This is a genomic window from Thioalkalivibrio sp. (assembly GCF_041690275.1).
Classification (GTDB): Bacteria; Pseudomonadota; Gammaproteobacteria; order Ectothiorhodospirales; family Ectothiorhodospiraceae; genus Thioalkalivibrio.
The window spans coordinates 1-26,805 of record NZ_JAWLHP010000043.1 but is presented as its reverse complement, the minus strand read 5'-3'; the positions used below and the strand labels follow the sequence as shown (position 1 = coordinate 26,805).

Annotated in this window: 27 protein-coding genes and 1 tRNA gene; 25 read left to right on the top strand and 3 right to left on the bottom strand. The window is 66.6% G+C overall.

Annotated elements, in window-relative coordinates:
• Window positions 1–101 precede the first annotated feature (101 nt).
• Entirely contained in the window at window positions 102–443 is a 342-nt protein-coding gene (locus tag ACESMN_RS09575) for an ATPase (protein ID WP_373053373.1), read from the bottom strand.
• 189 nt (window positions 444–632) lie between these two features.
• On the opposite strand from ACESMN_RS09575, the gene ACESMN_RS09570 reads away from it, so the two are divergent.
• Window positions 633–709: transfer RNA gene (locus tag ACESMN_RS09570), tRNA-Arg, on the top strand.
• 37 nt (window positions 710–746) lie between these two features.
• Here the strand turns inward: ACESMN_RS09570 and glnD are convergent.
• Window positions 747–3,407 carry a [protein-PII] uridylyltransferase gene (gene glnD, locus ACESMN_RS09565; protein WP_373053370.1) on the bottom strand — a complete coding sequence of 887 codons (2,661 nt, stop codon included), beginning with the start codon at window positions 3,405–3,407 and terminating at the stop codon, window positions 747–749.
• Window positions 3,404–4,189 (bottom strand): type I methionyl aminopeptidase, encoded by a 786-nt coding sequence (gene map, locus ACESMN_RS09560; RefSeq protein WP_373053369.1) that lies wholly within the window; start codon window positions 4,187–4,189, stop codon window positions 3,404–3,406. The genes glnD and map overlap by 4 nt, the downstream gene beginning before the upstream one ends.
• A 202-nt stretch (window positions 4,190–4,391) precedes the next feature.
• On the opposite strand from map, the gene rpsB reads away from it, so the two are divergent.
• The 24 genes from rpsB to ACESMN_RS09440 form a co-directional block, all read left to right on the top strand.
• Complete coding sequence (rpsB, locus tag ACESMN_RS09555; protein ID WP_373053368.1) at window positions 4,392–5,132, top strand: 30S ribosomal protein S2; 741 nt, start codon at window positions 4,392–4,394, stop codon at window positions 5,130–5,132.
• 59 nt (window positions 5,133–5,191) lie between these two features.
• Window positions 5,192–6,061, top strand: coding sequence for a translation elongation factor Ts (gene tsf / locus ACESMN_RS09550; RefSeq protein ID WP_373053367.1), 870 nt, complete (start codon window positions 5,192–5,194; stop codon window positions 6,059–6,061).
• Between the two features lie 75 nt (window positions 6,062–6,136).
• The gene (pyrH, locus tag ACESMN_RS09545) at window positions 6,137–6,871 is read left to right on the top strand and encodes a UMP kinase (protein ID WP_373053366.1); all 735 of its coding nucleotides are present in this window, start codon (window positions 6,137–6,139) and stop codon (window positions 6,869–6,871) included.
• Window positions 6,868–7,425, top strand: coding sequence for a ribosome recycling factor (gene frr, locus ACESMN_RS09540; protein ID WP_373053365.1), 558 nt, complete (start codon window positions 6,868–6,870; stop codon window positions 7,423–7,425). Before pyrH ends, frr begins: the two co-directional genes overlap by 4 nt.
• A 14-nt stretch (window positions 7,426–7,439) precedes the next feature.
• Window positions 7,440–8,174: a polyprenyl diphosphate synthase gene (uppS, locus tag ACESMN_RS09535; protein ID WP_373053372.1), complete on the top strand. Its 735-nt coding sequence runs from the start codon at window positions 7,440–7,442 to the stop codon at window positions 8,172–8,174.
• The gene (locus tag ACESMN_RS09530) at window positions 8,167–9,006 is read left to right on the top strand and encodes a phosphatidate cytidylyltransferase (RefSeq protein ID WP_373053364.1); all 840 of its coding nucleotides are present in this window, start codon (window positions 8,167–8,169) and stop codon (window positions 9,004–9,006) included. The genes uppS and ACESMN_RS09530 overlap by 8 nt, the downstream gene beginning before the upstream one ends.
• Window position 9,007: 1 nt before the next feature.
• On the top strand, window positions 9,008–10,207 hold the full coding sequence (ispC, locus tag ACESMN_RS09525; RefSeq protein ID WP_373053363.1) for a 1-deoxy-D-xylulose-5-phosphate reductoisomerase: 1,200 nt from the start codon (window positions 9,008–9,010) through the stop codon (window positions 10,205–10,207).
• 12 nt (window positions 10,208–10,219) lie between these two features.
• On the top strand, window positions 10,220–11,581 hold the full coding sequence (gene rseP, locus ACESMN_RS09520; protein WP_373053362.1) for an RIP metalloprotease RseP: 1,362 nt from the start codon (window positions 10,220–10,222) through the stop codon (window positions 11,579–11,581).
• Window positions 11,582–11,618: 37 nt separating this feature from the next.
• A complete protein-coding gene (bamA, locus tag ACESMN_RS09515) occupies window positions 11,619–13,904 on the top strand; it encodes an outer membrane protein assembly factor BamA (RefSeq protein WP_373053361.1) in 2,286 nt (761 codons plus the stop codon).
• Window positions 13,905–13,953: 49 nt separating this feature from the next.
• On the top strand, window positions 13,954–14,466 hold the full coding sequence (locus tag ACESMN_RS09510) for an OmpH family outer membrane protein (protein WP_373053360.1): 513 nt from the start codon (window positions 13,954–13,956) through the stop codon (window positions 14,464–14,466).
• Entirely contained in the window at window positions 14,432–15,466 is a 1,035-nt protein-coding gene (gene lpxD, locus ACESMN_RS09505) for a UDP-3-O-(3-hydroxymyristoyl)glucosamine N-acyltransferase (protein WP_373053359.1), read from the top strand. Before ACESMN_RS09510 ends, lpxD begins: the two co-directional genes overlap by 35 nt.
• Before the next feature lie 83 nt (window positions 15,467–15,549).
• Window positions 15,550–15,990, top strand: a complete 441-nt coding sequence (gene fabZ / locus ACESMN_RS09500) for a 3-hydroxyacyl-ACP dehydratase FabZ (protein WP_373053371.1) — start codon at window positions 15,550–15,552, stop codon at window positions 15,988–15,990.
• Window positions 15,987–16,766 carry an acyl-ACP--UDP-N-acetylglucosamine O-acyltransferase gene (gene lpxA / locus ACESMN_RS09495; protein WP_373053358.1) on the top strand — a complete coding sequence of 260 codons (780 nt, stop codon included), beginning with the start codon at window positions 15,987–15,989 and terminating at the stop codon, window positions 16,764–16,766. The genes fabZ and lpxA overlap by 4 nt, the downstream gene beginning before the upstream one ends.
• A gap of 101 nt (window positions 16,767–16,867) precedes the next feature.
• The gene (locus ACESMN_RS09490) at window positions 16,868–17,032 is read left to right on the top strand and encodes a DUF2256 domain-containing protein (protein WP_373053357.1); all 165 of its coding nucleotides are present in this window, start codon (window positions 16,868–16,870) and stop codon (window positions 17,030–17,032) included.
• Complete coding sequence (locus ACESMN_RS09485) at window positions 17,029–18,567, top strand: cryptochrome/photolyase family protein (protein WP_373053356.1); 1,539 nt, start codon at window positions 17,029–17,031, stop codon at window positions 18,565–18,567. The genes ACESMN_RS09490 and ACESMN_RS09485 overlap by 4 nt, the downstream gene beginning before the upstream one ends.
• Window positions 18,568–18,749: 182 nt before the next feature.
• Complete coding sequence (locus tag ACESMN_RS09480; RefSeq protein WP_373053355.1) at window positions 18,750–19,115, top strand: NADH-quinone oxidoreductase subunit A; 366 nt, start codon at window positions 18,750–18,752, stop codon at window positions 19,113–19,115.
• A gap of 133 nt (window positions 19,116–19,248) precedes the next feature.
• Window positions 19,249–19,743 (top strand): NADH-quinone oxidoreductase subunit B, encoded by a 495-nt coding sequence (locus ACESMN_RS09475; RefSeq protein ID WP_373053354.1) that lies wholly within the window; start codon window positions 19,249–19,251, stop codon window positions 19,741–19,743.
• Window positions 19,744–19,745: 2 nt separating this feature from the next.
• A complete protein-coding gene (locus ACESMN_RS09470) occupies window positions 19,746–20,219 on the top strand; it encodes an NADH-quinone oxidoreductase subunit C (RefSeq protein ID WP_373053353.1) in 474 nt (157 codons plus the stop codon).
• A gap of 181 nt (window positions 20,220–20,400) precedes the next feature.
• Window positions 20,401–21,633 carry an NADH dehydrogenase (quinone) subunit D gene (gene nuoD / locus ACESMN_RS09465; protein WP_373053352.1) on the top strand — a complete coding sequence of 411 codons (1,233 nt, stop codon included), beginning with the start codon at window positions 20,401–20,403 and terminating at the stop codon, window positions 21,631–21,633.
• Window positions 21,630–22,094 (top strand): NADH-quinone oxidoreductase subunit NuoE, encoded by a 465-nt coding sequence (nuoE, locus tag ACESMN_RS09460; RefSeq protein ID WP_373053351.1) that lies wholly within the window; start codon window positions 21,630–21,632, stop codon window positions 22,092–22,094. Before nuoD ends, nuoE begins: the two co-directional genes overlap by 4 nt.
• A gap of 1 nt (window position 22,095) precedes the next feature.
• Window positions 22,096–23,409, top strand: coding sequence for an NADH-quinone oxidoreductase subunit NuoF (gene nuoF / locus ACESMN_RS09455; RefSeq protein WP_373053350.1), 1,314 nt, complete (start codon window positions 22,096–22,098; stop codon window positions 23,407–23,409).
• Window positions 23,400–24,836, top strand: coding sequence for a 2Fe-2S iron-sulfur cluster-binding protein (locus ACESMN_RS09450; protein ID WP_373053349.1), 1,437 nt, complete (start codon window positions 23,400–23,402; stop codon window positions 24,834–24,836). The genes nuoF and ACESMN_RS09450 overlap by 10 nt, the downstream gene beginning before the upstream one ends.
• Window positions 24,833–25,990, top strand: coding sequence for a complex I subunit 1/NuoH family protein (locus tag ACESMN_RS09445; RefSeq protein WP_373053348.1), 1,158 nt, complete (start codon window positions 24,833–24,835; stop codon window positions 25,988–25,990). Before ACESMN_RS09450 ends, ACESMN_RS09445 begins: the two co-directional genes overlap by 4 nt.
• Before the next feature lie 235 nt (window positions 25,991–26,225).
• On the top strand, window positions 26,226–26,805 hold a 580-nt coding region (locus ACESMN_RS09440), incomplete at its 3' end, for a NuoI/complex I 23 kDa subunit family protein (protein WP_373053347.1).

Genomic DNA, 26,805 nt, shown 5'->3' with positions numbered 1-26,805 from the left:
ATCGCGGCTGGAAGCCGCTCCCACAGCCACCCCTCCCGTGGGAGGCGAGCCCTCGCGCCGGTCCCGTGCCGGAAAGACTCGTCGCCCGGAGGGCTGGCCTCCTACACCATGCCTTGCTCGGGCGGCGGGTCCCCGGGGGCCTCGATCAGGCGCCGCAGCTCTGCCAGGATCGCGTCCGGAAGCAGCGCACGGAGCACCGGGTGGGCATCCGCCTCGATCTCGCTGAACACGGGGAGCGTCAGGATGCGCGGCTGGCGGGTCAGGGGATCGCCGTACTGGTTCGTCTGGATGCGAGGTCCGGAACTCGCATCCAGAACCGCGACATGCGGCCCCTCCGCGAGGACCTCAACCAGCTCCAGCGTACGTTCGCCGTACTGGCCGCGGACCCCGATCAGCGGCTCCAGGAGCCGCACGGCCTCGCGCGCCGAGTCACCGGCACGCATCGATGTGCACCCGTTGCTGTTCAGGTTCCTGTCCGTTGTAGCCATCCGCGTCTCCCTCTGCACCCATTCTCCGCAAACGGGACGCCCGGCATGCAAAACCCCGCAGGTGCGGGGTAGTGGTGGCGCACCGGCCTGGTGATCGGGACGGGCCTCTTTGCCCGGCGCCGTCGCGCGTTATACTGACACCAAGTCCCTGTAGCTCAGCTGGATAGAGTGGCCCCCTCCTAAGGGGCAGGTCGCAGGTTCGAATCCTGCCGGGGACGCCATTCCGCCCATCCTCCGATACAGCGCGTGCCCCCGGGCTCAGATCTCCTCGAGCAGGCGTTCCCGCAGCGCCTGCTCCTCTTCCGTGCTGAGCGACCCCCCGTCGGCGTTGACCAGCAGGAACTGGTCCTCCGCCTGCTCTCCGGCGGTGCTGATCCTGGCCGTGCGCACGTTGATGCCGTGGTCGGCGAAGACGCAGCCGATCGTTGACAGCAACCCGGGCCGATCGAGTGCGCGGACGTTCATCCGTGTGCTGGTGCCGGGCGCACCGGGACTGAAGCTGACCCGCGTGTCGACGTCGAAGTGCTTCAGCCGTCGTGGCAGGCTGCGCTCCACCGGGTGGTGGTCGAAACTCGGGTCGAGCAGCCGTTCGCGGAGCACGGAGCGGATCTCGTCGACCCGGAACCCCGGCTCCACCGCGTGTCCCATGCTCTCCAGCACCATGAAGGTGTCCAGCGTGTGCCCGCAGTGAGTGGTGATGACGCGCGCGTCGACGATGTCGAGACCCAGCTGCGTAAGGCTGTTCGCGATTCGGGCGAAGAGCTTCGGGCAGTCTTCCGCGTAGACGAAGATCTCGGTGCTGCCGCGTGGTGTCTCGTGACGAACCAGTACCAGCGGCAGGTCGGAATCCCTGATCCCGGCGAGGGCACGGGTATGCCAGGCGATCTCGTCGGCCGAGTGCCGGACGAAGTATTCGACCTCGAACTCGCTCCAGATCGCCTCCACCGTCTCCTCGTTCAGGCCACGCCGCGCCAGCAGTCGGAGGGCCTGGCTGCAGGTCTCCCCGATCTGCTCGTCGACATCCGGCGGGGTGTCCAGCCCCCGCTCCAGCACCGCCACCGTCGCATGGTAGAGGGTCTGCAGCAGGGAATCCTTCCAGCTGTTCCATAGCGCCGGGTTGGTGCCGCGGATGTCGGCGGTGGTCAGCAGATAGAGCAGGTCGAGCCGCTCCAGGGTCCGCACCTCGCGCGCGAAGCCAAGCACCACTTCCGGGTCGGAGATGTCCCGGCGCTGGGCCGTCAGGGACATCAGCAGGTGGGAGCGCACCAGCCAGCTCACCAGGGCGGAGTCCTCGTCGCCGAGCCCGTGGTGCTGGCAGAAGTGCAGGGCATCCAGCGCACCCAGTTCGGAGTGATCGCCGCCGCGGCCCTTGGCGATGTCGTGAAACAGGGCGCCCAGGATCAGGCGCTCCGGCCGTTCGATCCGTGCGGCGATGTCGCTGGCCAGTGGCAGTTCGTGATGGAAGTCAGGGATGAACAGCCTGCGGGCATTGCGCACCACGTTCAGCGTGTGCTCGTCGACGGTGAACGCGTGGAACAGGTCGTACTGCATCCGGCCGATGATGCGCCCGAAGGCCGGAATGTAGGCGCCCAGGACGCCGAAGCGGTTCATCCGGCGCAGCTCCGTGGTGACGCCCTGCGGCGCGCGCAGGATCGTCATGAACAGCCTGCGACAGACCGGGTTGCGCCGGAACTGCCCGTCGATCAGGTGCAGGTGGGCACGGATCAGGCGGATGGTCGATGCGCGGATGCCCAGGATCTCCGGATGGGTCTGGATCAGGTGGAAGACCTCGAGCAGGGCCGGGGGATAGATCATGAACACCTGGTCGTGCACCAGCTCCAGGTACCCGCCCCGCACCTGGAAACGCTGGTGGATCCGCTTCGGCTCCTGCAGCGAGGCCGGGTCCTCCAGCAGGGCTTCGTTGAAGTGCTGCAGCAGCAGCTCGTTCAGGCGCTGTAATTCGCAGATTGTGCGGAAATAGCGCTGCATGAACTGCTCGACGCCCAGGTTCTCGTGCTGATCGGTGAAGCCGAAGGTGCTGGCGAGCGCGCGCTGCAGGTCGAAGAGGAGGCGGTCCTCCCGGCGACCGGTGAGCATGTGCAGGGCGAAGCGGACCTTCCAGAGAAAGCGCTGGCCCTCGATCAGGTCGCGGAACTCCCCCTCGCGCAGGAAACCGTGGTCCACCAGCTCGCGGAGCTTTTCGGCCGCGAAGTGCCGCTTGCTGACCCAGCCGATCATCTGGATGTCGCGCAGCCCTCCGGGACCCTCCTTCACGTTGGGTTCGAGCCGGTAGGCGGTTTCGCCGAAGCGCTGGTGACGCGTCTGCTGCTCCGCGAGCTTCGCGGCGTAGAATGACCGCGAATCCCAGAGCCGATCCGGTTGCATGGCGTCGCGGAACCGGTCGTACATCGCCTCGGGACCCACCAGAAGCCGGGCCTCGAACAGCGTGGTTGCGATGGTGATGTCGTTCTCCGCCTCGCGCTCGCATTCCGCGATGCTGCGCACGCTGTGCCCGACCTCCAGGCCGATGTCCCACAGGAAGGTGACGAACCGGCTGATGGTCTCCGCGTGTTCCGCCTCGGATTCGGGCTCGGCGAGGATCAGGATGTCGATGTCCGACGATGGGTGCAGCTCGCCGCGCCCGTAGCCGCCCACTGCCGCCAGACACAGGGCTTCGCCGTGGCCGAGGCCGTGCTGCTCCCAGATCAGCGTGAGCAGCGCATCCACCTGCGCCGCGTGGCCGTGGATCAGCGCGTCGATGTCGGCCCCGGTCTCGAAGCCGCGGCTCAGACCCGAGACGATGGCGCGCCGGTGTTCGCGGAAGCGCGCGGTGTCGCGGGAATTGGCTCGAAGCTCCTCGAGAGAGGGTCCATCGGGGGTGAACTCCGATCCGCCCGGGACCGGCTCCACGGCGTTCATGCCGCGAGCGCCTGGGGAGGGGTCTCTCCGGTGCGCAGGGTCAGGATGTCAAAGCCATCGCTGGTGACCAGGATCGTGTGCTCCCACTGTGCGGAGGGGCTGTGGTCCTTGGTGACCGCGGTCCAGCCGTCGGCGAGCAGCCGGGTGTGCCGCCGGCCGGCGTTGATCATCGGTTCGATGGTGAAACACATGCCCGGCTCCAGGCGCAGACCGGTGCCCGGCTTGCCGTAATGCAGTACCTGCGGGTCTTCATGAAAGACACGGCCGATCCCGTGACCGCAGTACTCGCGCACGACCGAGCATCGGTTGGACTCGGCGTAGGTCTGGATCGCGTGGCCGATATCCCCCAGCGTGGCGCCCGGGCGGACCTCCCGGATGCCGAGGTAGAGGCAGGCGCGGGCGACATCGATGGCCCGCTGCGCCTGGATGCTGGGCTTGCCGATGGAGAACATCTGGCTGGTGTCGCCGTGGTAGCCGTCCTTGATCACGGTGATGTCGATGTTGAGGATGTCGCCGTTCTTCAACATGCGGTCACCCGGAATGCCGTGGCAGACCTGATGGTTGACGGAGGTGCAGATCGACTTCGGGAAACCCCGGTAGTTCAGGGGCGCCGGTATCGCCTTCTGATGGTCCACGATGTAGTCGTGGCAGATGCGATCGAGCTCGTCCGTGGTCACGCCGGCCACGACGTGCGGGGCGATCATCTCGAGCACCTCCGCGGCCAGGCGGCCCGCGACCCGCATGCGCTCGATCTCGTCAGCGCTCTTGATGGTGACTGCCATGGGCAAAATCCGATCGCGCACCGCTGGAAGGGGCGCGCGAGCTTGGTTTGGAGTGGCTTCATATGCTATAAAGCGCGCGCCCTCAGGGCAATGAAAACCCTAAATCCGCACACGTATCGTCACGGCCTGTTGGGTGCCCGTCCAGCGCGGCGGGTTGCAGTCCGGGATACGTGGAGGCCCAACCCTTTCAGGAGAAACACTCATGTCCTACGTGACCATGCGTCAGATGCTGGAGGCCGGTGTGCACTTCGGCCACCAGACCCGTTACTGGCACCCGAAGATGGCGCCGTACATCTTCGGCGAGCGCAACAAGATCCACATCATCAATCTCGAAAAGACCCTGCCGATGTTCAACGATGCGTTGAACTTCCTGGGCAAGGTGGCCGCTGACGGCGGCAAGATCCTCTTCGTCGGCACCAAGCGCTCCGCGCGCGACGTGGTGGGCGAGGAGGCGCGGCGCTGCAACATGCCCTACGTGAACCACCGCTGGCTCGGCGGCATGCTGACGAACTTCAACACCGTCAAGCAGTCGATCAAGCGCCTCAAGGACATCGAGGCGATGCGCGCGGACGGCAGCATCGACCGCCTGAACAAGAAGGAGGCCCTGATGCTGGTGCGCGAGCAGGACAAGCTCGAGCGCAGCCTGGGCGGCATCAAGGACATGAACCGGATGCCGGATGCGATGTTCGTGATCGACGTCGGTTACGAGAAGATCGCGGTGGCCGAGGCCAACAAGCGCGGCATCCCCGTGGTGGCCATCGTCGATTCGAACAACCCGCCTTCCGGGGTGGACTACGTGATCCCCGGCAACGATGACGCGATGCGCGCAATCCAGCTCTACGTGGCGGCGATTGCGGACAGCATCATCGAGGCCAAGGGCGCGGGCGCGACCGCAGTCCAGGAGGAGGAGTTCGCCGCCGCCGAGACCGGCACCGAATCCTAAACACGTATCCGCCGGCCGCAGCGCGAGCGCGCTGCCGGCCCCATTTCAGGAGTCTTTTCATGCAGATCACTGCTGTTCAGGTCAAGGAGCTGCGCGAGCGCACCGGCGCCGGGATGATGGAGTGCAAGAAGGCACTCACCGAGGTTGAGGGCGACCTCGAGGCCGCGATTGAGCTGATGCGCAAGTCCGGCCAGGCCAAGGCCGACAAGAAGGCCGGGCGCATCGCGGCCGAGGGCCGGATCGAGATTGCCATCGAGGGCCCCCGCGCCGTGATCATCGAGGTCAACTCCGAGACCGATTTTGTGGCCAAGGACGCGCACTTCCAGCAGTTTGCCGTCGAGTGCGCCCGGGCGGCGCTGGCCTCGGACGCTGCGGATGTCGACGGCCTGATGGCCGTACGGATCGAGGGTCAGAGTCTGGAGGAACGCCGCGCGGCACTCGTTGCCCGGATTGGCGAAAACATCCGGGTGCGGCGCTTCGATCGGATGCATGGCGTCGGTCCGCTCGGGGCCTACCTGCACGGGACCCGTATCGGCGTCCTCGTGAGCCTCGAAGGCGGCGACGAGGAACTGGCCAGGGATGTCGCGATGCATATCGCGGCCAGCCGGCCGATCTGCGTCGACGCGGACCAGGTGCCGGCGGAGACGGTGGAGAAGGAGCGCGGGATCTTCCGCGCGCAGGCCCAGGAGTCGGGCAAGCCGCCGGAGATCGTCGAGAAGATGATCGAGGGCCGGATCCGCAAATTCCTGGGTGAGGTGACGCTGGTCGGGCAGCCATTCGTGAAGAACCCGGACCAGACGGTCGGCCAGCTGCTGAAGGAGCGGGGTGCCCGCGTTGCGGGCTTCGTTCGCTACGAAGTCGGTGAAGGCATCGAGAAGAAGTCGGAGAACTTCGCCGAGGAAGTGATGGCGCAGGCGCGAGGCGCCTGATCCGATCCCTGCGGTGGGCTCGGTGCAGCCGCCGTCCCGCCGCAGGGCAGCGTTCAACTGCTATCGAGGGGCCCCATGAGCCAGTCAGGCCAGCCGACGTATAAGCGCATTCTTCTGAAGCTGAGCGGCGAGGCCTTCATGGGGGCGCAGGACTACGGGGTCGACCCCGGCGTGCTGGACCAGGTGGCCGGCGAGGTGTCGGAGCTGTCGGGCCTCGGCATCGAGATCGGCATCGTGATCGGCGGTGGCAACATCTTTCGCGGCGCCGGGCTTGCCGAGGGCGGCATGGACCGCGTCACCGGTGACCACATGGGGATGCTGGCCACGGTCATCAACGCGCTGGCACTGCAGGACGCGATCGAGCGCAACGGGCGTTTCTGCCGCGTGATGTCCGCCATCCGCATCAACCAGGTGTGCGAGGACTACATTCGCCGCCGGGCGGTGCGGCACCTCGAGAAGGGGCGTATCGTCGTGTTCGCGGCCGGCACCGGAAATCCCTTCTTCACCACCGATTCCGCCGCCAGCCTGCGCGCGATCGAGATCAACGCCGAACTGATGATCAAGGCCACCAAGGTGGACGGCGTCTATGACGCCGATCCGATGCGGCACCGCGATGCCCGCCGCCTCGAGCACCTGAGTTTCGACGAGGCCCTCGAGCGGAGGCTCGGTGTGATGGATACGACCGCACTGGTGATGTGCCGCGACAACAACCTGCCGCTGCGGGTGATGAACATGTTTGCCAGGGGGGACCTCCGGCGCCTGGTGATGGGCGAGGACGTGGGCACCCTGGTCGAGGGGACCGGAAAATGAGCGAAGCCACCTTCAAGGATGCCAGCCAGCGCATGGACAAGACGCTGGAATCACTGCGTTCGGAATTCACCAAGATCCGCACGGGCCGTGCACACACCAGCCTGCTCGACCATGTGATGGTCGAGTATTACGGCTCGGAGGTGCCGATCAATCAGGTCGCCAACGTGAACGTGGAGGATGCCCGCACGCTGACCGTGGCGCCCTGGGAGCGGAACATGGTGGGCAAGGTGGAGAAGGCGATCATGACCTCCGACCTCGGGCTGAATCCGGCGACGGCCGGTACCGTGATCCGGGTCCCGCTGCCGGCGCTCACCGAGGAGCGGCGCAGGGACCTGGTGAAGGTCGTGCGCGCCGAGGCGGAGAATGCGCGCGTGGCCATCCGCAATATCCGCCGGGACGTGAATCACAGCCTGAAGCAGGAGGTCAAGGACAAGGAGATCTCCGAGGACGAGGAGCATCGGGGCGAGGAGCGCGTGCAGAAGCTGACCGACGACCACATCGCCCGCATCGACCAGATGCTGGCGGAGAAGGAAGCGGAGTTGATGGAGGTTTGACCTCCTTGGCGTCGATGGCCCCGGATTCCGTCGAGACTGGCCGCATCCCCGCGCACGTCGCCGTCATCATGGACGGCAACGGCCGCTGGGCCGAGGCGCGCGGCCTCCCCCGCAGCGCGGGTCACCGGGCGGGTCTGAAGGCAACCCGCCGGGCGGTGGAGTTCTTCGCGAACCGGGGGGTGCGCGCGCTGACCCTGTTCGCCTTCAGCAGCGAGAACTGGCAACGGCCGCAGGCCGAGGTGGAAGCGCTGCTGGAACTCTTCGTCACGGCGATCGAGGAGGAACTCCCCGAGCTGCGCGAAAAGGGGATCCGGCTGCGCTTCATCGGCGCGCGCGAGCAATTTCCGCGGGACCTGCGGTCGCGCATGGGGGAGGCAGAGGCGCAGACTGCCGCGAACGACACCATGACGCTGGTGGTGGCCCTTGGTTACGGCGGTCGCTGGGACATCCTGCAGGCGGCGCTGCGCTGGGCCCGGCAGAGTTCCGGCCCGGATCCGGATCCCGAGGCCTTCGAGGCCTTCCTGAGCACGGCCGGGTTGCCGGAGCTGGATCTGCTGATCCGGACCGGTGGCGAGCAGCGGATCAGCAACTTCCTGCTCTGGCAGGCGGCCTATGCCGAACTCTGTTTCCTGGATGCACTCTGGCCCGAGACAGGGGAGGCGGAACTCCAGGAGGCACTCGACACCTATGCCCGGCGCCAGCGCCGCTTCGGCCGGACCAGCGAACCCAGGAGCGCCGCCCATGCTTAGGCAGCGGGTGCTCACCGCGCTGGCCATTGCGGTGCCGCTGATCGTGCTGATCCTGCTGGCGCCGCCATGGCTCTTCGGACTCTTCATCCTGCTGGTCGTGGGCCTCGGCGCCCGGGAATGGGCACAGCTGGCGGGCTTCGCCTCGGCCGGGAGCCGGGCCACCTTTGCCGCCGCGATCCCGGCACTGCTGGCCCTCCTGATGCTGCTGTGGTGGACCGCAGGGTGGTCGGTCTGGCACCTCGGCGCCCTGGCCCTCGCGCTGATCTGGTGGGTGTTCGTGTTCGTCGGGCTCGCCTGGTACAGTCCCGGCCTGTCGGCGCGGCCATCGGGCCGCTTTCTCCTGCGCACGGGCGGCCTGCTGACCCTGGTCCCGGCAGGAATCGCACTGCTCTGGCTGCACGACCAGGCGCCGAGCCTGGTGCTCTACCTGATCGCGCTGGTCGCGGCTGCGGACAGCGCTGCCTATTTCGTGGGACGCAGGTTCGGCCGCAGCAAGCTGGCCCCGGAGATCAGTCCCGGAAAGACCCGCGAGGGCCTGTTCGGCGCGCTGCTCGGTGCGATCGTGGTCGCCCTGGGGGGCGCGTGGCTGTTTGGGCTGTCCGAGATCGACGCACTGGTCTTCGGCCTGCTGGGCGTGGTGGTCGCGCTGGTGTCCGTGGCCGGTGATCTGCAGGAAAGCGTGCTCAAGCGCGAGGCGGGCGCCAAGGATAGCGGCGCCCTGCTGCCCGGGCACGGCGGGATCCTCGACCGCGTCGACAGCCTGACGGCGGCGGCCCCGATCTTCCTGCTGGGGTTGCTCTGGACCGCGCTGCTGGCGCCGGCGAGCCACTGAGATGGGGGCGGAACGGGTCACCATCCTGGGGTCCACGGGCAGCATCGGGGTCAGTACCCTGGACGTGCTGGCACGGGATCCCGAGCGCTTCGAGGTCCACGCCCTGACCGCACAGAGCAATGTCGAGAAGCTCGCCGAGCAGTGCCTGATACACCGCCCGGCGGTGGCGGTGATGGTGGATCCGGAGGCGGGCGCGGCACTGCGCGATCTGCTCCGGCGTGCGGGCGTCCCAACGGAGGTCCAGGTCGGCGTCGACGCCCTGATCGAGGTGGTTTCGGGGCCCGAGGTCGACGTGGTGATGGCCGCCATCGTCGGTGCCGCCGGTCTGCTGCCGACTCTCGCGGCCGCCGAGGCCGGCAAGCGTTTGCTGCTCGCGAACAAGGAGGCGCTGGTGATGTCCGGAGCGCTGCTGATCGATGCGGTGGCCCGAAGCGGCGCGAAGCTGCTGCCGGTGGACAGTGAGCACAACGCGATCTTTCAGTGCCTCCCCGAGGGTTATACCTGCGGCGATGCGATGCGGTCGTGTGGTGCGGAAGGCATCTGGCTGACCGCCTCCGGGGGGCCCTTTCGCGAGCGCGCGCTGGAGCGCTTCGGCGAGATCACGCCGGAGGAGGCCTGCGCCCATCCGAACTGGGACATGGGGCGCAAGATCTCGGTGGATTCGGCCACGATGATGAACAAGGGGCTCGAGGTGATCGAGGCCCGCTGGCTGTTCGCGCTGGAGCCGAATTCGATCCGGGTCGTGCTGCATCCGCAGAGCGTCGTGCACTCGATGGTCGCCTATGCGGACGGATCGGTGCTGGCGCAGCTGGGCAACCCCGACATGCGCACCCCGATCGCGCATACCCTTGCCTGGCCGCGGCGCATGGATTCGGGCGTGAGTCCGCTGGACCTGTTCGCGGTGGGCCGTCTGGATTTTACGCCGCCGTCGTTCGAGCGGTTTCCGTGCCTCGCCCTCGCGTACCATGCTCTTGAAACGGGCGGAACGGCCACCACGATTCTCAATGCGGCCAACGAGGTGGCGGTGGAGGCCTTCCTGGAACGCCGGATCCGCTTTCCGGCAATCGCGCAGGGCATCGCTGCGACGCTGGATGCGGTGACCTCGAGCCCCGCGGACTCGCTCGAGGGGATTCTTGCGGCCGACGCCGAGGCGCGGGACTATGCAGGCCAATGGGTGCACCGATACGGCAGCAGGCCGTGACTTGATGAGCGAATGACCATTCTGACCAGCCTTGTCGCCTTCATCGTGGCCATTGGCGTACTCGTGACCATCCACGAATATGGCCATTTCCTGGCCGCGCGCCTGATGGGTGTGAAGGTTCTGCGCTTCTCCATCGGATTCGGCCGGCCGATTTACCGGCGGATGTTCGGTCGTGACCGCACTGAGTTCGTGATCGCCGCGATCCCGCTGGGCGGCTACGTGAAGATGCTGGACGAGCGCGAGGCGCCAGTGGCCGAGACCGAGGCGCATCGCGCCTTCAACCGCAAACGTCTCGGCGCGCGCAACTTCGTGGTCGTGGCGGGTCCCCTGGCCAATTTTCTGTTTGCCATCGTCGCCTACGCGGCGATGTTCATGATCGGGGTGCCGGGACTGAAACCGATCGTCGGCGAGGTCGACCCCACGAGTGCGGCCGCCGCAGGAGGGCTCCAGCACGGCGACGAGATCGTGATGGTGGGTGACCGCCAGGTTCAGGACTGGGACCAGGCCAACCTGAGGTTGCTCGATCACGCGGTCCGGGCCGACGCAGTGGAGATCACGGTCCTTGATCGCGACGGGCGCGAGATCCGGCGAACCATTCCCCTCGAGAACCGCCGGGATCTGCTGGGCGAGGGCCAGTTCCTCGGACGGCTGGGCATACGCCCCTACCGGCCGGAACTGGAGCCCCTGATCGGCAGCGTGGAACGCGGCAGCCCCGCGGCCGAGGCCGGTCTGCAGTCGGGCGACCGTGTGCTCGCCGTCGACGGCGAACCGGTGGACTCCTGGGCGGACTGGGTCGAGCGGATCCAGGCCGCTCCCGGCGAGGCGCTCGAACTTCGGGTCGAGCGCGAAGACCGCCAGCTGGATCTGCGCGTGGTTCCCGCGGAGGTCGAGATCGACGGGGAGCGACGGGGACGCATCGGCGCCGGCGTCGACGCGGATCAGCCGCAGATGCAGGAGGTCTCCACGCTGGTGCGCCTCGGTCCGGTGGAGGGACTCGTCAGTGGTGCGGCCCGGACCTGGGAGGTCAGCCTCCTCACGCTGCGCGTTCTCTGGCGCATGGTCACCGGCGAGGCCTCGGTCAAAAACATCGCCGGACCGGTTACAATCGCCGAGTATGCAGGAATGACCGCGATCATCGGCGCCACTGCCTTCCTCGGCTTCCTCGCCCTGGTCAGTGTGTCGCTGGGTATCATCAATCTGCTGCCCATTCCCGTGCTCGATGGCGGCCACCTGATGTACAACGTGGCGGAGTGGATCAAGGGCAGCGCCCTCTCCGAGCGGACTCAGATGATCGGTCAGCAACTGGGCCTGCTCGCGATCGCGGCCCTGATGCTGCTCGCGTTCTACAACGACTTCGCGCGTCTGCTCGGCTGAGCCGGGCGGCAGCGCACCCATCGACTTGGCAAAGGACATGACTCGACACCTCGTGCGCGGTTTGATGCTGGCCGGGCTGCTGCTGGCCTCCGGTGTTATCTGGGCACAGTCCTATGTGATCGAGGACATCGAGATCGAGGGCCTGGAGCGCATCACCGCGGGCACCGCCCTGACCTATCTGCCGGTGCAGGTCGGGGATGTCTTCGACGATGCCCGCAGCCCCGAGGTCATCCGCGACCTGTACCAGACCGGATTCTTCGCCGATGTCGAACTCGCCCGGCGCGACGACGTGCTGGTGGTGATCGTCGAGGAACGCCCGGCGATCAACGAGATCCGCTTCAGTGGCAACAGCGACATTCCCTCAGAGGGTCTGACCGAGGCACTGGAAGGGGTGGGGCTGCAGCCCGGGCGCGTGTTCAACCGCACGGTGCTCGACCAGATCGAGAACGAACTGCGCCAGCAGTACCTGGCCCGCGGCCGCTACAACGTGGAGATCGATATCGAGATCACCGAGTTGCCGCGCAACCGTGTCGACGTCGACATCACGATCGCGGAGGGCAAGGTCGCGAAGATCCGCAAGATCAACGTCGTGGGCAACGATGCCTTCGACAACCGCGAGATCACGCGCAGGTTTGAATCGGGCGTGCCTCCGTGGTGGGCCTTCCTCAGCCGGCGGGACAATTACTCGCGCGAGAAACTCGCCGGGGACCTGGAGCGGCTCCGGTCGCGCTATCTGGATGCGGGATTCCTGAATTTCGAGGTGGACTCCACTCAGGTCACGCTGACCCCGGACCGGCGCGACATCTACATCGCCATCAACGTCGACGAGGGCGAGCAATTCCGGATCGGAGAGGTGAACCTCGCGGGGGACCTCGTGGTGCCGGCGCAGGAGCTGCAAGAACTGATCGAGGTGGAATCGGGCGAGATCTTCTCGCGCAGGCAGGTGGTGGATTCGGCGGAGCGGATCACCCGCCGCCTGGGGGTGGAGGGCTTCGCCTTCGCCAACGTGAACCCGATCCCGGAGGTGGACGAGCAGGGCCAGCAGGTGGGGCTGACGTTCTTCGTGGACCCGGGGCCCCGCGTCTACGTGCGGCGGATCACCATCACGGGGAATGCGCGGACCCAGGAGACCGTCTACCGGCGGGAGATGCGACAGATGGAAGGCGCGTGGTTTAACGGCGATCTGGTCGACCGCTCGCGCACCCGTCTGCAGCGCCTGCCCTTCGTCGAGACCGTGAACCTCGAGACGCGCCGGGTGCCGGGGACCGAGGACCAGGTCGACCTCGAGGTCACGGTCAGGGAACGCCTGTCCGGCGCCCTGTCGCTGGGGGCGGGCTTCTCCCAGAGCCAGGGAATCCTGCTGACCGCCAGCCTGAGTCAGGACAACTTCATGGGGAGCGGCAACCGCGTGACGATCTCGCTCAGCAACAGCCAGGTCTCGCAGCTGTTCAACGTCAGCGTACTGAACCCGCACTACTCGATCCATGGCGCGACGCGTGGTTTCTCGGTCTTTTACCAGAAGATCGACGCGGAGGAGGCGAACATCTCGCGGTTCACCTCGAACCGCTTCGGCGCCGACGTGACCTACGGGATTCCGTTCTCGGAGTTCGACACCCTCAACATCAAGCCGGGCTACGAGAACATCGAGATCCTGACCGTCGATACCACCCCGGTGGAGATCACCGACTTCCTCGAACTCGAGGGTGACCGCTACGACATCTTCTCGACCGAGATCTCCTACACCCATGACACCCGCGACCGGGTGATCTTCGCCTCCTCCGGCCGCCGGCACCGGCTGGGTGCGGACGTCGCGTTGCCCGGGAGCGACCTGCAGTATTACCGCCTCACCTACAAGGGTCAGGAGATCTTCAAGCTGTCGGACGACTACTCGCTGAGCCTGTCGCTTGGCCTGGGTTACGGTGAGGGCTATGGTGGGACCGACACGCTGCCGTTCTTCGAGCACTTCTTCGCGGGGGGCATCCGCTCGGTTCGTGGCTTCGAAGACAACAGCCTCGGGCCCCGGGACAGCAACGACGAGCCGTTCGGCGGTGCCTTTCGCACCACGGCCTCGGCCGAGCTCTTCTTCCCGTTGCCGCTCGCGGCGGAGAACGAATCGGTGCGCATGAGCGCGTTCGTGGATGCGGGACAGGTCTACGAGCGCTTCGATGACTTCGAGACGGATGAGTTGCGGGCCTCCGCGGGCCTGGCGCTGACCTGGATGTCACCGGTGGGTCCGCTGAGCTTCAGCTATGGCGAACCGCTGCGCGACGAGCCGGGCGACGACATCCAGAACGTCCAGTTCCTTCTCGGGGCCAGTTTCTGAGCCGGGTCTGAAGCCGCAATCGACACCACCCTGCAGACAGGAGGGGGGCATGAAGAGAATAACCGGGATCCTTGGAGGCGCGCTGGCGCTGGCCGCGCTGCTGCTGCCGGGAACGCTGGCCGCGCAGAATGTCGCGTTCGTGAACATGAACAACATCCTCGAGGACTCCCCGCAGGCGGAGGAGGCGATGCGCGAACTCGAGAAGGAGTTCTCGCCCCGGGATTCCGAGTTGGTGTCGGAACGAGAGGAACTGCAACGGCTTCGTGACCAGCTCGAACGCGAGGGGGATCTGATGACCGCGAACCAGCGCGCGGACCTCGAGCGGGAATTCACCTCGCGCTCCCGCGAGTTCCGGCGGGCCCAGGAGAGCTTCACCGAGGATCTGAACGTGCGCCGCAACGAGGAACTCGCCAAACTGCAGCGGCTGATCAACGACGCCATCATCGAACTCGCCCGGGAACGGAACGTTGACCTGATCGTGACTGAGCGCAACGTGCTGTACGCCAGCGACCGGATCGATATCACGGATGACATCATCGCCGCCATGCAGCAGCTCCGCTGAGCGGGGGCTTTCGGCGGCAGAGATCGCCGAGCGCTTCGGCGGCGAGGTCGTCGGCGATCCCGGGCGCAGGGGGCACGGGCTCGCACCTCTGCACCGGGCCGGCGAGCGGCACATTGCCTTTGCGGTGAGCCGCCGGCACATCGATGCGGTGCAGTCCTCGCGCGCAGGCATCGTGCTGCTGCAGCGGGATCTCGTCCCCGTGGATGGGCTCGATTGCGGTTCCCGCAGCTACGTGCTGGTCGCCAGCCCGCATGCGGTCTTCGCACATCTGAGCACCCTGTTGCATTCACGCCGCGTCTTTGGTCCAGGGATCGAGGCCGGCGCCCGTGTCGATCCCGATGCCGACGTGGAGGCCTCGGCGCGCATCTGCGCCGGGGCCACCATCAGCGCCGGGGCCCGCATCGGCTCGGGGGTGTACGTCGGTGCCGGGGTCTTCATCGGCGCCGGGGCCGAGATTGGCGCAGGGGGCTATCTGTACCCCCGTTGCGTGGTGCTGGAGGACACCGCGATCGGGCGCAGGGTGATCATTCATCCCGGCGCCGTGATCGGTGCCGACGGCTTTGGCCTGGCGCAGGAGGATGGTCGCTGGATCAAGGTCGAGCAGCTGGGCCGCGTGCGCATCGGTGACGATGTGGAGATCGGTGCCAACAGCACCATCGATCGCGGCGCCCTCGACGACACCGTGATCGGCGACGGGGTGAAGATCGACAACCTGGTGCACATCGCCCACAACGTCCAGATTGGTGCCCACACGGCCATTGCCGGCTGCGCGGGAATTGCGGGCAGCGCCCGCATCGGCAGCCACTGCGCAATCGGCGGAGGAGCCGGTATACTCGGGCACCTCGAGATCGCGGACTACGTGACCATCCACGCGATGACCCTGGTGACGCGCTCGATCGTGGAGTCCGGGCATTACGCCTCCGGCGTGCCACACCAGGAGGCCCGCGCCTGGAATCGCAACCTGGCCGCCCTGCGGCGGCTGGGCCGGTCGGAGCGCTAGCGGGCCGTGGGGAGGTCCGGTTCCGCACCGGGCGTCATTCGACTGACGGTAAAAAGGATCGCGACGTGGAAGGTTTCAACATAATGGAGGTGATGCGATACCTGCCGCATCGATATCCCTTTCTCCTCGTCGACCGCGTGGTCGATTATGAGCCGGGACGCTACCTGGAGGCCGTGAAGAACGTCAGTATCAATGAACCCTATTTTCAGGGGCACTTTCCGATCAAGCCCGTGATGCCGGGGGTGCTGATCCTGGAGGCCCTGGCTCAGGCCACCGGGTTGCTCGCGTTCAAGACCGAGGAACACCGCGGCGTGAACCAGGACAAGAAGCAGCTTTATCTGTTCGTCGGTATCGACCAGGCCCGTTTCCGACGCCAGGTGGAACCGGGGGACCAGCTCCACCTGCGTGTGGAGCACGTAAGAACCGTCCGCGGCATCTGGCGCTTCACCGCCGAGGCGCGTGTCGGCGAATCCGTGTGCTGCACGGCCGACCTGATGTGTGCGGGCAAGGAAATCGATTCGTGATCGACCCGCGCGCCGACGTGCATCCCAGTGCAGAGATCGACGCCTCGGCACAGATCGGCCCGTTCTCGGTGATCGGCCCCAATGTGCGTATCGGGGCGGGCACCCGGATTGCCTCGCATGTGGTGATCCAGGGTCCCACGGAAATCGGGCGGGAGAACCACATCTACCAGTTTTCCTCCATCGGGGAGGCGCCCCAGGATCGCAGCTATCGCGGCGAGCCCACGCGGCTGGTGATCGGCGATCGCAACATGATTCGCGAGTCGGTCACGCTGAGCCGCGGCACGGAAAAGGGCGGCGGCGAGACCGTGATCGGCCACGACAACATCATCATGGCCTACGTGCATATCGCCCACGACTGCATCGTCGGCAACAACATCACCTTCGCGAATGCCGCCTCCCTGGCGGGGCATGTGGAGGTCCAGGACCATTGCACGCTTGGCGGATTCACCCTGGTGCATCAGTTCTGCCGGATCGGAACGCATGCCTTCACCAGCATGGGCTCGGCGCTGAATCGGGACATGCCGCCGTATTGCCTGGCCAGCGGCAACTACGCGCGCCTGATCGGCATCAACAAGGTGGGGTTGCGCCGCCAGGGATTCAGTGATGCCAGCATCCAGGGTCTTCACCGGGCCTTCGCCGAGGTGCTGCGCGGCCACGGCGACCGCAAGGCCCGGCTGGAGCGCCTGCTGGCCGAGACCACGATCCCCGAGGTCCGGGTGCTGCTCGAATTCATCCAGACCAGTCAGCGCGGAGTCCTGCGCGCGGGGCGCGACTGACGCCTGGCGCCCGGCGCCCGGGCAGGGATCGCGAACGCGCAACTGTAGCTGGTCCTCTCCCGAAGCGCTCCGCTCCACCTGTACCGAACGGCGAGGCCACGATGCCACGAACGCGCCGCAAGTCCGACCTGCCCACTCGCATCTGCGCCCACTGCGGTCGACCCTTCAGCTGGCGGCGCAAGTGGCGTGCGCACTGGGACGAGGTGCGTTACTGCTCGGAGCGCTGCCGCAGGACGCACCGCTCCGCCTCGCGCGCCCGCCGATGAGGAACCTGCGTCTGGTGCTCGGCGATCAGCTGAGCCGCGCCGTAAGCGCGCTGGACGGGCTGGACGCCACGCGCGATGTGGTGCTGATGGTGGAGGTGCACGAAGAGACCACCTACGTGCGCCACCACCGACAGAAGATCGTGCTGATCCTGTCGGCAATGCGGCACTTCGCCGCGATGCTGCGTGCCGAGGGCATCCCGGTGGACTACGTGCGGCTGAATGCACAGGACAACACCGGTTCCCTTGGCGGCGAAGTGCGCCGCGCGCTGTCGCGGCATGCGGCGGATCGGGTGATCGTCACCGCGCCGGGCGAATGGCGGGTGCTGGCGATGATGCAGGGCTGGAAGGAGGCCCTCGGAATCCCGGTCGAAATCCGGGAGGATGCCCGTTTTCTCTGCACGCAGGAACGCTTTCGGCGCTGGGCGCAGGGACGCAAGAGCCTGCGCATGGAATTCTTCTATCGCGAGATGCGCCGCGAAACGGGCTGGCTGATGCACGGGAGCGAACCCGAGGGCGGACGCTGGAACTACGACAGCGACAACCGCAAGGCCCTGCCGGAAAATCTCCGGACCCCACCGCGCCGCCGGTTTCCACCCGACGCGGTGACCGCGGCGGTGCTGGATCTGGTGCGTGAGCGCTGCGGCGAACACTTCGGCGATCTGGACGGCTTCGGCTGGGCGGTCACCCGGGAGGATGCCCTCGCGGCCCTCGGCGAGTTCGTGGACAGGTTCCTGCCAGGCTTTGGCGACTACCAGGACGCGATGCGTGACGGTGGCGACTTCCTGTTCCATTCGGTGCTCTCGCCGTATCTGAACATCGGGCTGCTGGCGCCGCGGGAGGTCTGCGAGTCCGCGCTGGATGCCTGGCGAGAGGGGCGGGCACCGCTGGCGGCCGTCGAGGGTTTCGTGCGCCAGATCCTCGGCTGGCGCGAGTACGTGCGCGGGCTGTACTGGTTGCTGATGCCGGAGTACGCGGACAGCAATTTTCTCGACGCGCAGCGACCGCTGCCCGCGTTCTACTGGACCGGCGAGACCCGGATGCGGTGCGTGCGCGCAACCGTGGAGGCGACGCGTCGCAACGCCTATGCGCACCACATCCAGCGGCTGATGATCACCGGCAACTTCGCCCTGCTCACGGGGATCGCGCCGGCCGAGGTGGAGGCGTGGTACCTCGCGGTGTACGCCGATGCCTTCGAGTGGGTGGAGCTGCCGAACACGCACGGGATGGCCCTGCACGCCGACGGCGGGCTGCTGGGTTCGAAGCCCTATGCCGCCTCCGGCGCCTACATCGACCGCATGTCCGATTACTGTGCCGGTTGTGCCTACAGCCCGAAGACGAAGCTGGGAGAGAGGGCCTGCCCGTTCAATTTCCTCTACTGGAACTTCCTGATGGACAACCGCGAGCGCCTTGCGGCGAATCCCCGGATGGCAATGCCCTACCGCACGCTGGACCGCATGTCGGGGGAACGCCGCGACGCGATCCGGCGTGACTCCGCCGCCTTTCTCGCGGCTCTGGACGCCGACCGGATGGTCTGATCCGACTCCGGCGATCCCCGTGGTCGAGGCGGGCGGGGTCGCGGAGTGGATTCTGCGGTGAGAAATGTCTAAGCTCCCCCACAAATCATCGGGTGGGCAACACCCACTGCGCGTGGTTGCATTCGGGGGGCGTGCCCGGGTTACGCCCAGCAGGGATCAGCAAACGGGGGCCGCTTTCTGCCGTGAATTCCTACGCCATCTTCCTGCTCTATCTGCTGGCGATCCTCGGGTTCGTTGCGGTGATGCTTCTGGTCAACCGCGCGCTGGGTCCGAAGCCCGCGGCCACTGCCACGAAGCTGGAAGCCTTCGAGTGCGGGGCGGAGCCGGTGGACCGGCTGAACGTGAAGGCCGTGCCCGTGAAGTATTACGGTATCGCGGTGGTCTTCATCCTGTTCGAACTGGAGACCGTCTTCCTGTTCATGTGGGCACTGGGCGCACAGCCATTGACCGGTACGCTGCTGCTGGTCTTCGGGTTCTTCCTGCTGCTGCTGGTGCTGCTGGTGCTTTATGTGTGGAAGTCCGGACTGCTCGAGGACGTGCGCGCATGACCCGGTCTGTGTACAAGGCGAAACAGTGCAGCGCGATCCGCCGGCGGAACGCGACCGTGTTCGGCGCATGTGCCGGCACGGCCGATGGCCGCCTTCGGCTCTTTCCACCCTACGGTTCCGAAGCGGGGGTTGCATGAATCACGACCACGAGAAGACCGGAGCCTTCGAGTACCTGACCACCCGCAAGGACGAGCTGGTCGGCTGGGCGCGCAAGTTCTCGCTGTTTCCCTATCCGTTCGTCACCGCCTGCTGCGCGATGGAGTTCATGTCAGTGAGCTCCACGATGTACGACACCGACCGCTTCGGCGCCGCACTGCCGCGTTTCTCGCCGCGGCAGTCCGATCTCCTGATGGTGGTCGGCACGATCACGCACAAGCAGGCGCCGGTCCTGCGCCGGGTCTACGAGCAGATGTGCGAGCCGAAGTGGGTGATGGCCTTCGGCGTCTGCGCAACCAGCGGCGGGTTCTACCAGAACTATGCGGCCCTGCAGGGCATCGACAAGATCATCCCGGTGGACGTATACATTCCAGGCTGTCCGCCGCGACCGGAGTCGGTGATCGACGGGATCATGCAGCTGCAGGAAAAGATCGCCGGATCCAGTCACCCCATCGTCAACGACCGGTTCTAGGGATGCCCGACGATCTGCTCGAAAGGCTGCGCTCGCGGCTCGCGGACGAGGGACGCGAAGCCACCTTCGCCCACGGCCTGCTTGCGGTGCAGATTCCGCGCGAGGCCCTGCTGGATACCGTGAAGCTGCTCAAGGACGGTTTCGGCTTCGATCTCTTCCTGGATGTGACCGCGGTGGATTGGCCGGGTCGCGACCCGCGCTTCGACGTGGTCTACCACCTCTATTCCACCCGCGACCACGTGCGGGTGCGGCTGAAGACGGCCGTTTCCGGGACGGATCCGGTGGTGGACACGCTGGTGCCGCTGTTCGGTGCCGCGGCGTACATGGAGCGGGAGTGCCACGACATGCTCGGCATCCGCTTCCGGGGCAACGACGACCTGCGCCCGATCCTGCTCTACGAGGGCTTTGAGGGGCATCCGCTGCGCAAGGACTACCCGAAGGGGCGCGAGCAGCCACTGGTGAGGTACCGCGAGTGATTGTCTCGGCACTTCTGCGAACGCTTCCCGAGGGAGCGCCCCCCGTGGGAGCGCCCCCCGTGGGAGCGGCCTCTGGCCGCGATGGTTTTCGAGACTCGGTGACGGTTCGGAGATCGCGGCCAGAGGCCGCTCCCACGAGGCCCCTTCCCGCGAAGGTGGCATCTGCGACGGCGGCGGGTCGATGACGATGCGGGATAACGAAGAGACCCTGCCGAACCCGGTGCGCGCCGCCTTCGACCGGCCGTCCACCGAGGACGGCGTGATCGTGAACATCGGACCGTCGCACCCGGCGACCCACGGAACGCTGCAGATCATTGCCGAACTCAGCGGCGAGAAGGTCGTGCGTGCCGATGTGCACTGCGGGTACCTGCACCGGGGCTTCGAAAAGGAGTGCGAGGCGCACACCTGGCACACGCTGATCCCCTTCGTGGACCGCCTGAACTACTGCTCGGCGCTGATCAACAACTTTGCCTACTGCGACGCCGTCGAGACCCTGATGGGCGTCGAGATCACGCCGCGTACCCGCTATCTGCGCACGCTGCTTTCCGAGTATTCGCGCATCGCGGATCACATGACCTGCATCGCCGCCTCGGTGATGGAGCTGGGCGCGATGACCGCCTTCCTGTACCTGATGACCATCCGCGACTGGATCTACGAGCACCTTGCGGACCTGACCGGGGCACGGGTCACCTACAGCTACGGTCGGATCGGCGGTCTCGCTCACGACCTGCCGGAGGGGTGGCTGGAGCGCCTGGGAGAGATCCTCGACCAGTACGAGGAATACGTCGGCCGCATCCACGGGCTGATGGACCGCAACCGCATCTTCATCGACCGAACCCGCGACGTCGGGGTGATCTCGACCGATCAGGCGGTCCACTGGGGCTTCACCGGCCCGATCCTGCGCTCCACCGGCGCGGCGCGGGACCTGCGCCGGGATACGCCGTACCTCGCCTATTCCGAGCTCGATTTCGACGTGCCGGTCGGCATCAACGGCGACAATTACGACCGGTACTACGTGCGCATGCGCGAGATGGACGAGTCCGTGCACATGATCCGCCAGCTGATGCAGATGCTGCCCGAAGGCCCGATCAACGTAGATGACCGCCGCTGCACCTTCCCGGAGAAGCAGCGCGTGTACACGGAGATCGAGTCGCTGATCAACCACTTCAAGCTGGTGATCGACGGTCCGCAGGTGCCCGCGGGCGAGGTCTACCGGGCACACGAGGCGGCGAACGGCGAACTCGGCTTCTATCTGGTAAGCGACGGCACCGGCACCCCGCACCGGGTACATGTGCGCGCGCCGAGCTTCGTGCACATGGGCGGGCTGCACAAACTGCTGGAGGGCTACCAGCTCGCGGACGTGGTCTCCACCTTCGGCACCATCAACATGATCGGCGGGGAGTGCGACCGGTGAAGCACCTGATCCCCGAGTTCGAGCGCCTGAAGACCCGGCTGCCGCCCGGTCACGATGCGACACTGCTGCTGCCGTGCCTCAGGCGCATTCAGGAAGATCAAGGTTATATCGCCGATGGCGACATCGAGGGCCTGGTCGAATATCTCGGTGTCCCGCGGATCCAGATCGAGGAGGTGCTGTCGTTCTACGGTATGCTGCGCCGCGCGCCGATCGGCCGCTGGCACCTGCAGGTGTGCCACAACGTGTCCTGCTCCATGCGCGGTGCCGAGCGCCTGCTCGACCACCTCAGCGGGAGGCTGGGCATCCAGCCCGGCGAGACCACGCCGGATCGGCGCTTCACGCTGTCGACCGTCGAGTGCCTGGGCGCCTGCGGCACCGCACCGGTAGTGATGGTCAACGAGGCCTATCACGAGAACCTGGACCCCGCGGGTCTGGACGCATTGCTTGAGAGGCTGGACTGAGATGACCGGTCGCAAGGTGCTGACGGGCTTCGAGATCACCGCGGACTCGCACACGCTGGCGGGCTATCGCGCGCGCGGCGGCTACGAGGCACTGGCCAAGGCGCTGAAGACGATGCAGCCCAGGGACGTGACCCAGGAGATCGTCGATTCGGGCATTCAGGGTCGCGGCGGCGCGGCCTTCCCGGCCGGACGCAAGTGGCAGGGCATCGACCCGCACGACGGTCAGCCGCACTACCTGATCGCGAACGCGGACGAGGGCGAGCCCGGCACCTTCAAGGATCGCTGGGTGCTCGAGCACGACCCGCACGCGCTGCTGGAGTCGATGCTGCTCGGCAGTTATGCGCTCGGTGTGCGCCACGCCTTCGTCTACATCCGCGGCGAATACGACCGGCCCTGGCGGCGGCTCGACGCGGCGGTGGAGGAGGCGTACGCGGAGGGGCTGTTCGGCGAGAATATCCTCGGCAGCGGGTTCTCCTGCGATCTCTTCGTCTTTCGCGGGGCCGGCGCCTACGTGTGCGGCGAGGCCTCGTCGCTGCTGGGGTCCATCGAGGGAACCCGCGCCTGGCCGCGCAACCGCCCGCCGCGCATGACGGTGCGCGGCCTGTACCAGGCACCGACGGTGGTGAACAACGTCGAGACCATCGCCAGCATGGCGTGGATCATCCGCAACGGGGCACAGGCCTTCCGCGAGATCGGCACCGAGAAGAGCCCGGGGACGCGCTTGATCTCGATTTCAGGGCACATCCGGTACCCCGGCGTTTACGAGGTGGAACTGGGCTATTCCTGGACCAAGTTCCTGCACGAGGACTGCGGGGGACTGCTCTGCAACAAGCCGCTGAAGGCGGTGATCCCCGGTGGCATCTCCTCGCAGGTGATGACCGGCATGGACGCGAAGGTGCTGACCCCCGGCGAGGTCGAGGGCATGACGCTGGATCACGAGGTGCTGCGCGCGGCCGGCTCGTCCCTCGGATCCGGCGGCATGATCGTCATCGCGGAGGGGACCTGCATGGTCCGCCTGCTGCAGATCATGCTGCGTTTCTACCGTCACGAGTCCTGCGGGCAGTGCACGCCCTGCCGCGAGGGTACGGGCTGGATGCACCGCATCATCGACCGCATCGTGGCCGGCGAGGGCCGTCCCGAGGACATCGGCACCCTCTATCACATTGCCCGTTTCAACGACGGCACCACCATCTGCGGCCTCGGTGACGCCGCCGGCTACGCGGCGACCGCGATGCTCGACAACTTCCGCGACGAATTCGATTACTACATCGAACACGGTCATTCGAAGTTCGGAGGGAACCTCGAGTGCCAGTGATCTTCATCAACGGCGAGGCGGTGGATACCGGCGAGCACCCCACCGTGCTGCAGGCGGCGCTGGCCAACGGTTTCTACGTGCCCCATTTCTGCTGGCACCCGGAGCTGTCGGTCGTCGGCAACTGCCGCGTGTGCCTGGTCGAGCAGGAGGGACGCGGGGTCAACATCGCCTGCAACATGCCGGTGGTGGACGGCATGCGGATCGAGACCGACTCGGAGACGGTGCGTGCCCAGCGCAAGGCGATGCTGCAGTTCATCCTGTTGAACCACCCGGTGGACTGCGGGATCTGCGACAAGGCGGGCGAGTGCACGCTGCAGGACTACCACTACGCCTACAACGGCGAGCCCGCACTCTCGCGCGAACCGAAGCTCAAGGGCACGAAGTTCTACCCCCTGTCCAGCCGCATTCTACTGGACAACGAGCGCTGCATTCTGTGTTCGCGCTGCGTGCGCTTTACTCGCGAGGTGTCGAAGTCCAACGTGCTCGGCATTGAATACCGCGGCGATTCGGCGCTGGTCCGCCCGGCGGAGGACCGGACGCTGGACGACGATCCCTATTCGGACAACGTGATCGACATCTGCCCGGTGGGGGCGCTGCTGTCCCGCTCGTTCCTTCACCAGGCCCGTGTCTGGTACCTCGAACCCACGCCTTCCGTCTGCCCCCGCTGCGCGCGGGGATGCACCGTGCAGCTGTGGCATCGCAAGCCGGAATGGCAGCTGAAGACGCTCGATCCCTCGCAAAATACCCGGATCCTGCGCGTAACGCCGCTTGAGAACCCGCGTGTGAACGGCCCCTGGATCTGCAACCGGGGCCGGGATCTGGGCGAAGTGCTGGAACGTCCGCGGGCGGAACAGGCGCTGCAGAAGGGGGCGGGGGTCACGATGATGGAGGCGATCGAGGCGACGCGCGCGCTGATCGCGGAGTCCACCCGCCGCATCGCGCTGGTGTCGAGCTGGGCCTCGAACGAGGAACTGCGCGCCTTCCAGAATGCGCTGGGCGACCGCTTCACCAGCTTCGTGAAGCCCGACCAGCTTCCGGAAGAGGGCGAGGTGGTCGAGGACGAGCTGCTGATCCGTGCCGACAAGAACCCGAACACCCGTGCCGCCCAGGACCTGTTCGGCAGCGAGGCGCCCGAGATCCGCGAGGATGCGGACCTGATTCTGGTGTGGGGCGAGGGCGTGGACTTCGCCCAACTCCCGCGCGGTGCGAAGATCGTGTTCCTCGGCTCCTGGCTGCTGCCGGAGGTCGGTCACGCCGACGTCTTCATTCCGCTCAGCATACAGACGGAGCGGCGCGGACATTACACGAACTTCGAGGGCGTGGTCAGCGCCTTCGAGCCCTGCCAGCCGCGTCCGGAGGGCGTGATCGACGCCGAGACCCTCTTCCCGCTGCTCGCCGCACCCGGCGGCGCCAGGGGCCGCGCATGATCCAGGACCTCGTGGTGCACGGTACCTTCATCGTCTACGCGGTGCTGATGCTGATGACGGTCGGGCTGATCCTGACATGGGTCGAGCGCAAGCAGAGCGCGATCATGTCCGACCGCATCGGGGCCAACCGGGCCTACCTGCGCATCCCCTTCACCCAGGTGAAGCTGGTGTGGTGGGGTCTGTTCCACGGTCTCGCCGACGGCATGAAGATGCTGCTGAAGGAGGACTGGAAGCCGAACTCCTACGACGGGCTGGCCTATGCGCTGGCGCCGTGGTTTGCCTTCGTGCCGGTGCTGGCCGTCTTCGCGGTGATTCCCTTCGGTGGCGAACTGGTTCCCGGCACCTTCTTCGGCTGGTTCGAGGGGCCATCCGAGTTCTTCGGCGACCGCAGCTACTCGATGCAGGTGGCCCCGCTGGACGCCGGCCTGCTGGTCGTGTTCGCGCTGGGGGGCATCGCGGTGATCGGCGCGATGCTGGCCGGCTGGTCCTCGAACAACAAGTTCTCCCTGCTCGGCGCGGTGCGTGCGGGCTCGCAGATGATCTCCTACGAGCTGGTGGTGGGGCTGACGGTGATCGGTCTGATCCTGATCTACGGCACGGTGAACCTGGTTACCATCGTGGAGCAGCAGTCGCAGTTGCTGTTCGGCTTCCTGCCGGCCTGGGGGATCTTCCTGCAGCCCTTCGCGGCGATCCTGTTCCTGGTCGCGGCGCAGGCGGAGAACCAGCGCATTCCCTTCGATCTTCCCGAGGCCGAGTCGGAGCTGATCGCGGGCTACTTCACCGAATACAGCGCGATGAAGATGGGCCTGTTCATGTTCGCGGAGTTCATCCACATCGCGATCATTGCGGCGCTGTTCACCACGCTGTTCCTGGGCGGCTACAACCTGCCGTACATGAACGATGCCGGCCTGCTCCTGCCCGGCGGCATGGAGGTCGCGCTGCCCCACGTGCTGGTCGTGCTGCTGCAGGTCACCGTGTTCTGGGTGAAGGTCTTCCTGATGTGCGGCTTCCTGATCCTGGTGCGCTGGTCCCTGCCGCGTTTCCGCTACGATCAGCTGCTGCGCTTTGCCTGGCGCTTTCTGCTGCCGCTGGCCCTGATCAACCTGCTGGTCACCGCGATCGCCGTGTGGGCGCTCGGGGGGCTGGGGTCGTGATGGGCCGGGCGTGGTCTGCAGCGGCGTTTGGGTCCGGGGCCCCGCGGTTGAAGGTTGGGAAGGCGCTTGAAGACCGGAAGCCCCGTAGGGTGGGCCAAGCGCAGCGGGCCCACCACAGACTGCCGCTGGAAGGAGCGTGGGCCCGCTGCGCTTGGCCCACCCTACTGTCCGGACGCGGGGGATGGACGGGGGCGAAGACCGTGATTCTCTCTTTGCAGTGGCGCGGGGATTGCATATGAACGCGCCGCAACACGGACAGCCAGTGGACGACAAGAAACGCCCGAAGGTCGTCGACCGCCGGCGCAAGTACTGGAACGAGCCGAAGCTCGGCTGGTGGGAGGGCTTTTACTTGTTCGAGGTGCTGCGGGGGCTGTCGATCACCGGCGGGGTGTTTCTGCGCAACATGAAGCGCTGGATGACCGGCAGCAAGGGCGCGCTGACGGCCTATTATCCCGAGGAGATCCGGGCCGACTACGCGCGCCACAACCGCGGCAAGCACGTGCTGACGCAGCGCCCGGACGGTCGGCCCCAGTGCATTGCCTGCAACCTCTGCGCGACCGTCTGCCCGGCGAAGGTGATCGAGATCGAGGCCGGTTTCGACCCGGACGATCCCGCACACCCGAAATATCCGGAACGCTTCGAGATCGACTATTCGCGCTGCATCTTCTGTGGCTTCTGCGTGGAGGTCTGCCCGGAGGACGCGATCCGCATGGTGCCGACGGTTCCCGGGCTGCCCGTGCCGAAGCGCCAAGAGGGCATGTGGCTGGGGCGCGAGGAGCTGCTGGGCTGGCAGCCGGCGCGCGACCCGGCGAAGC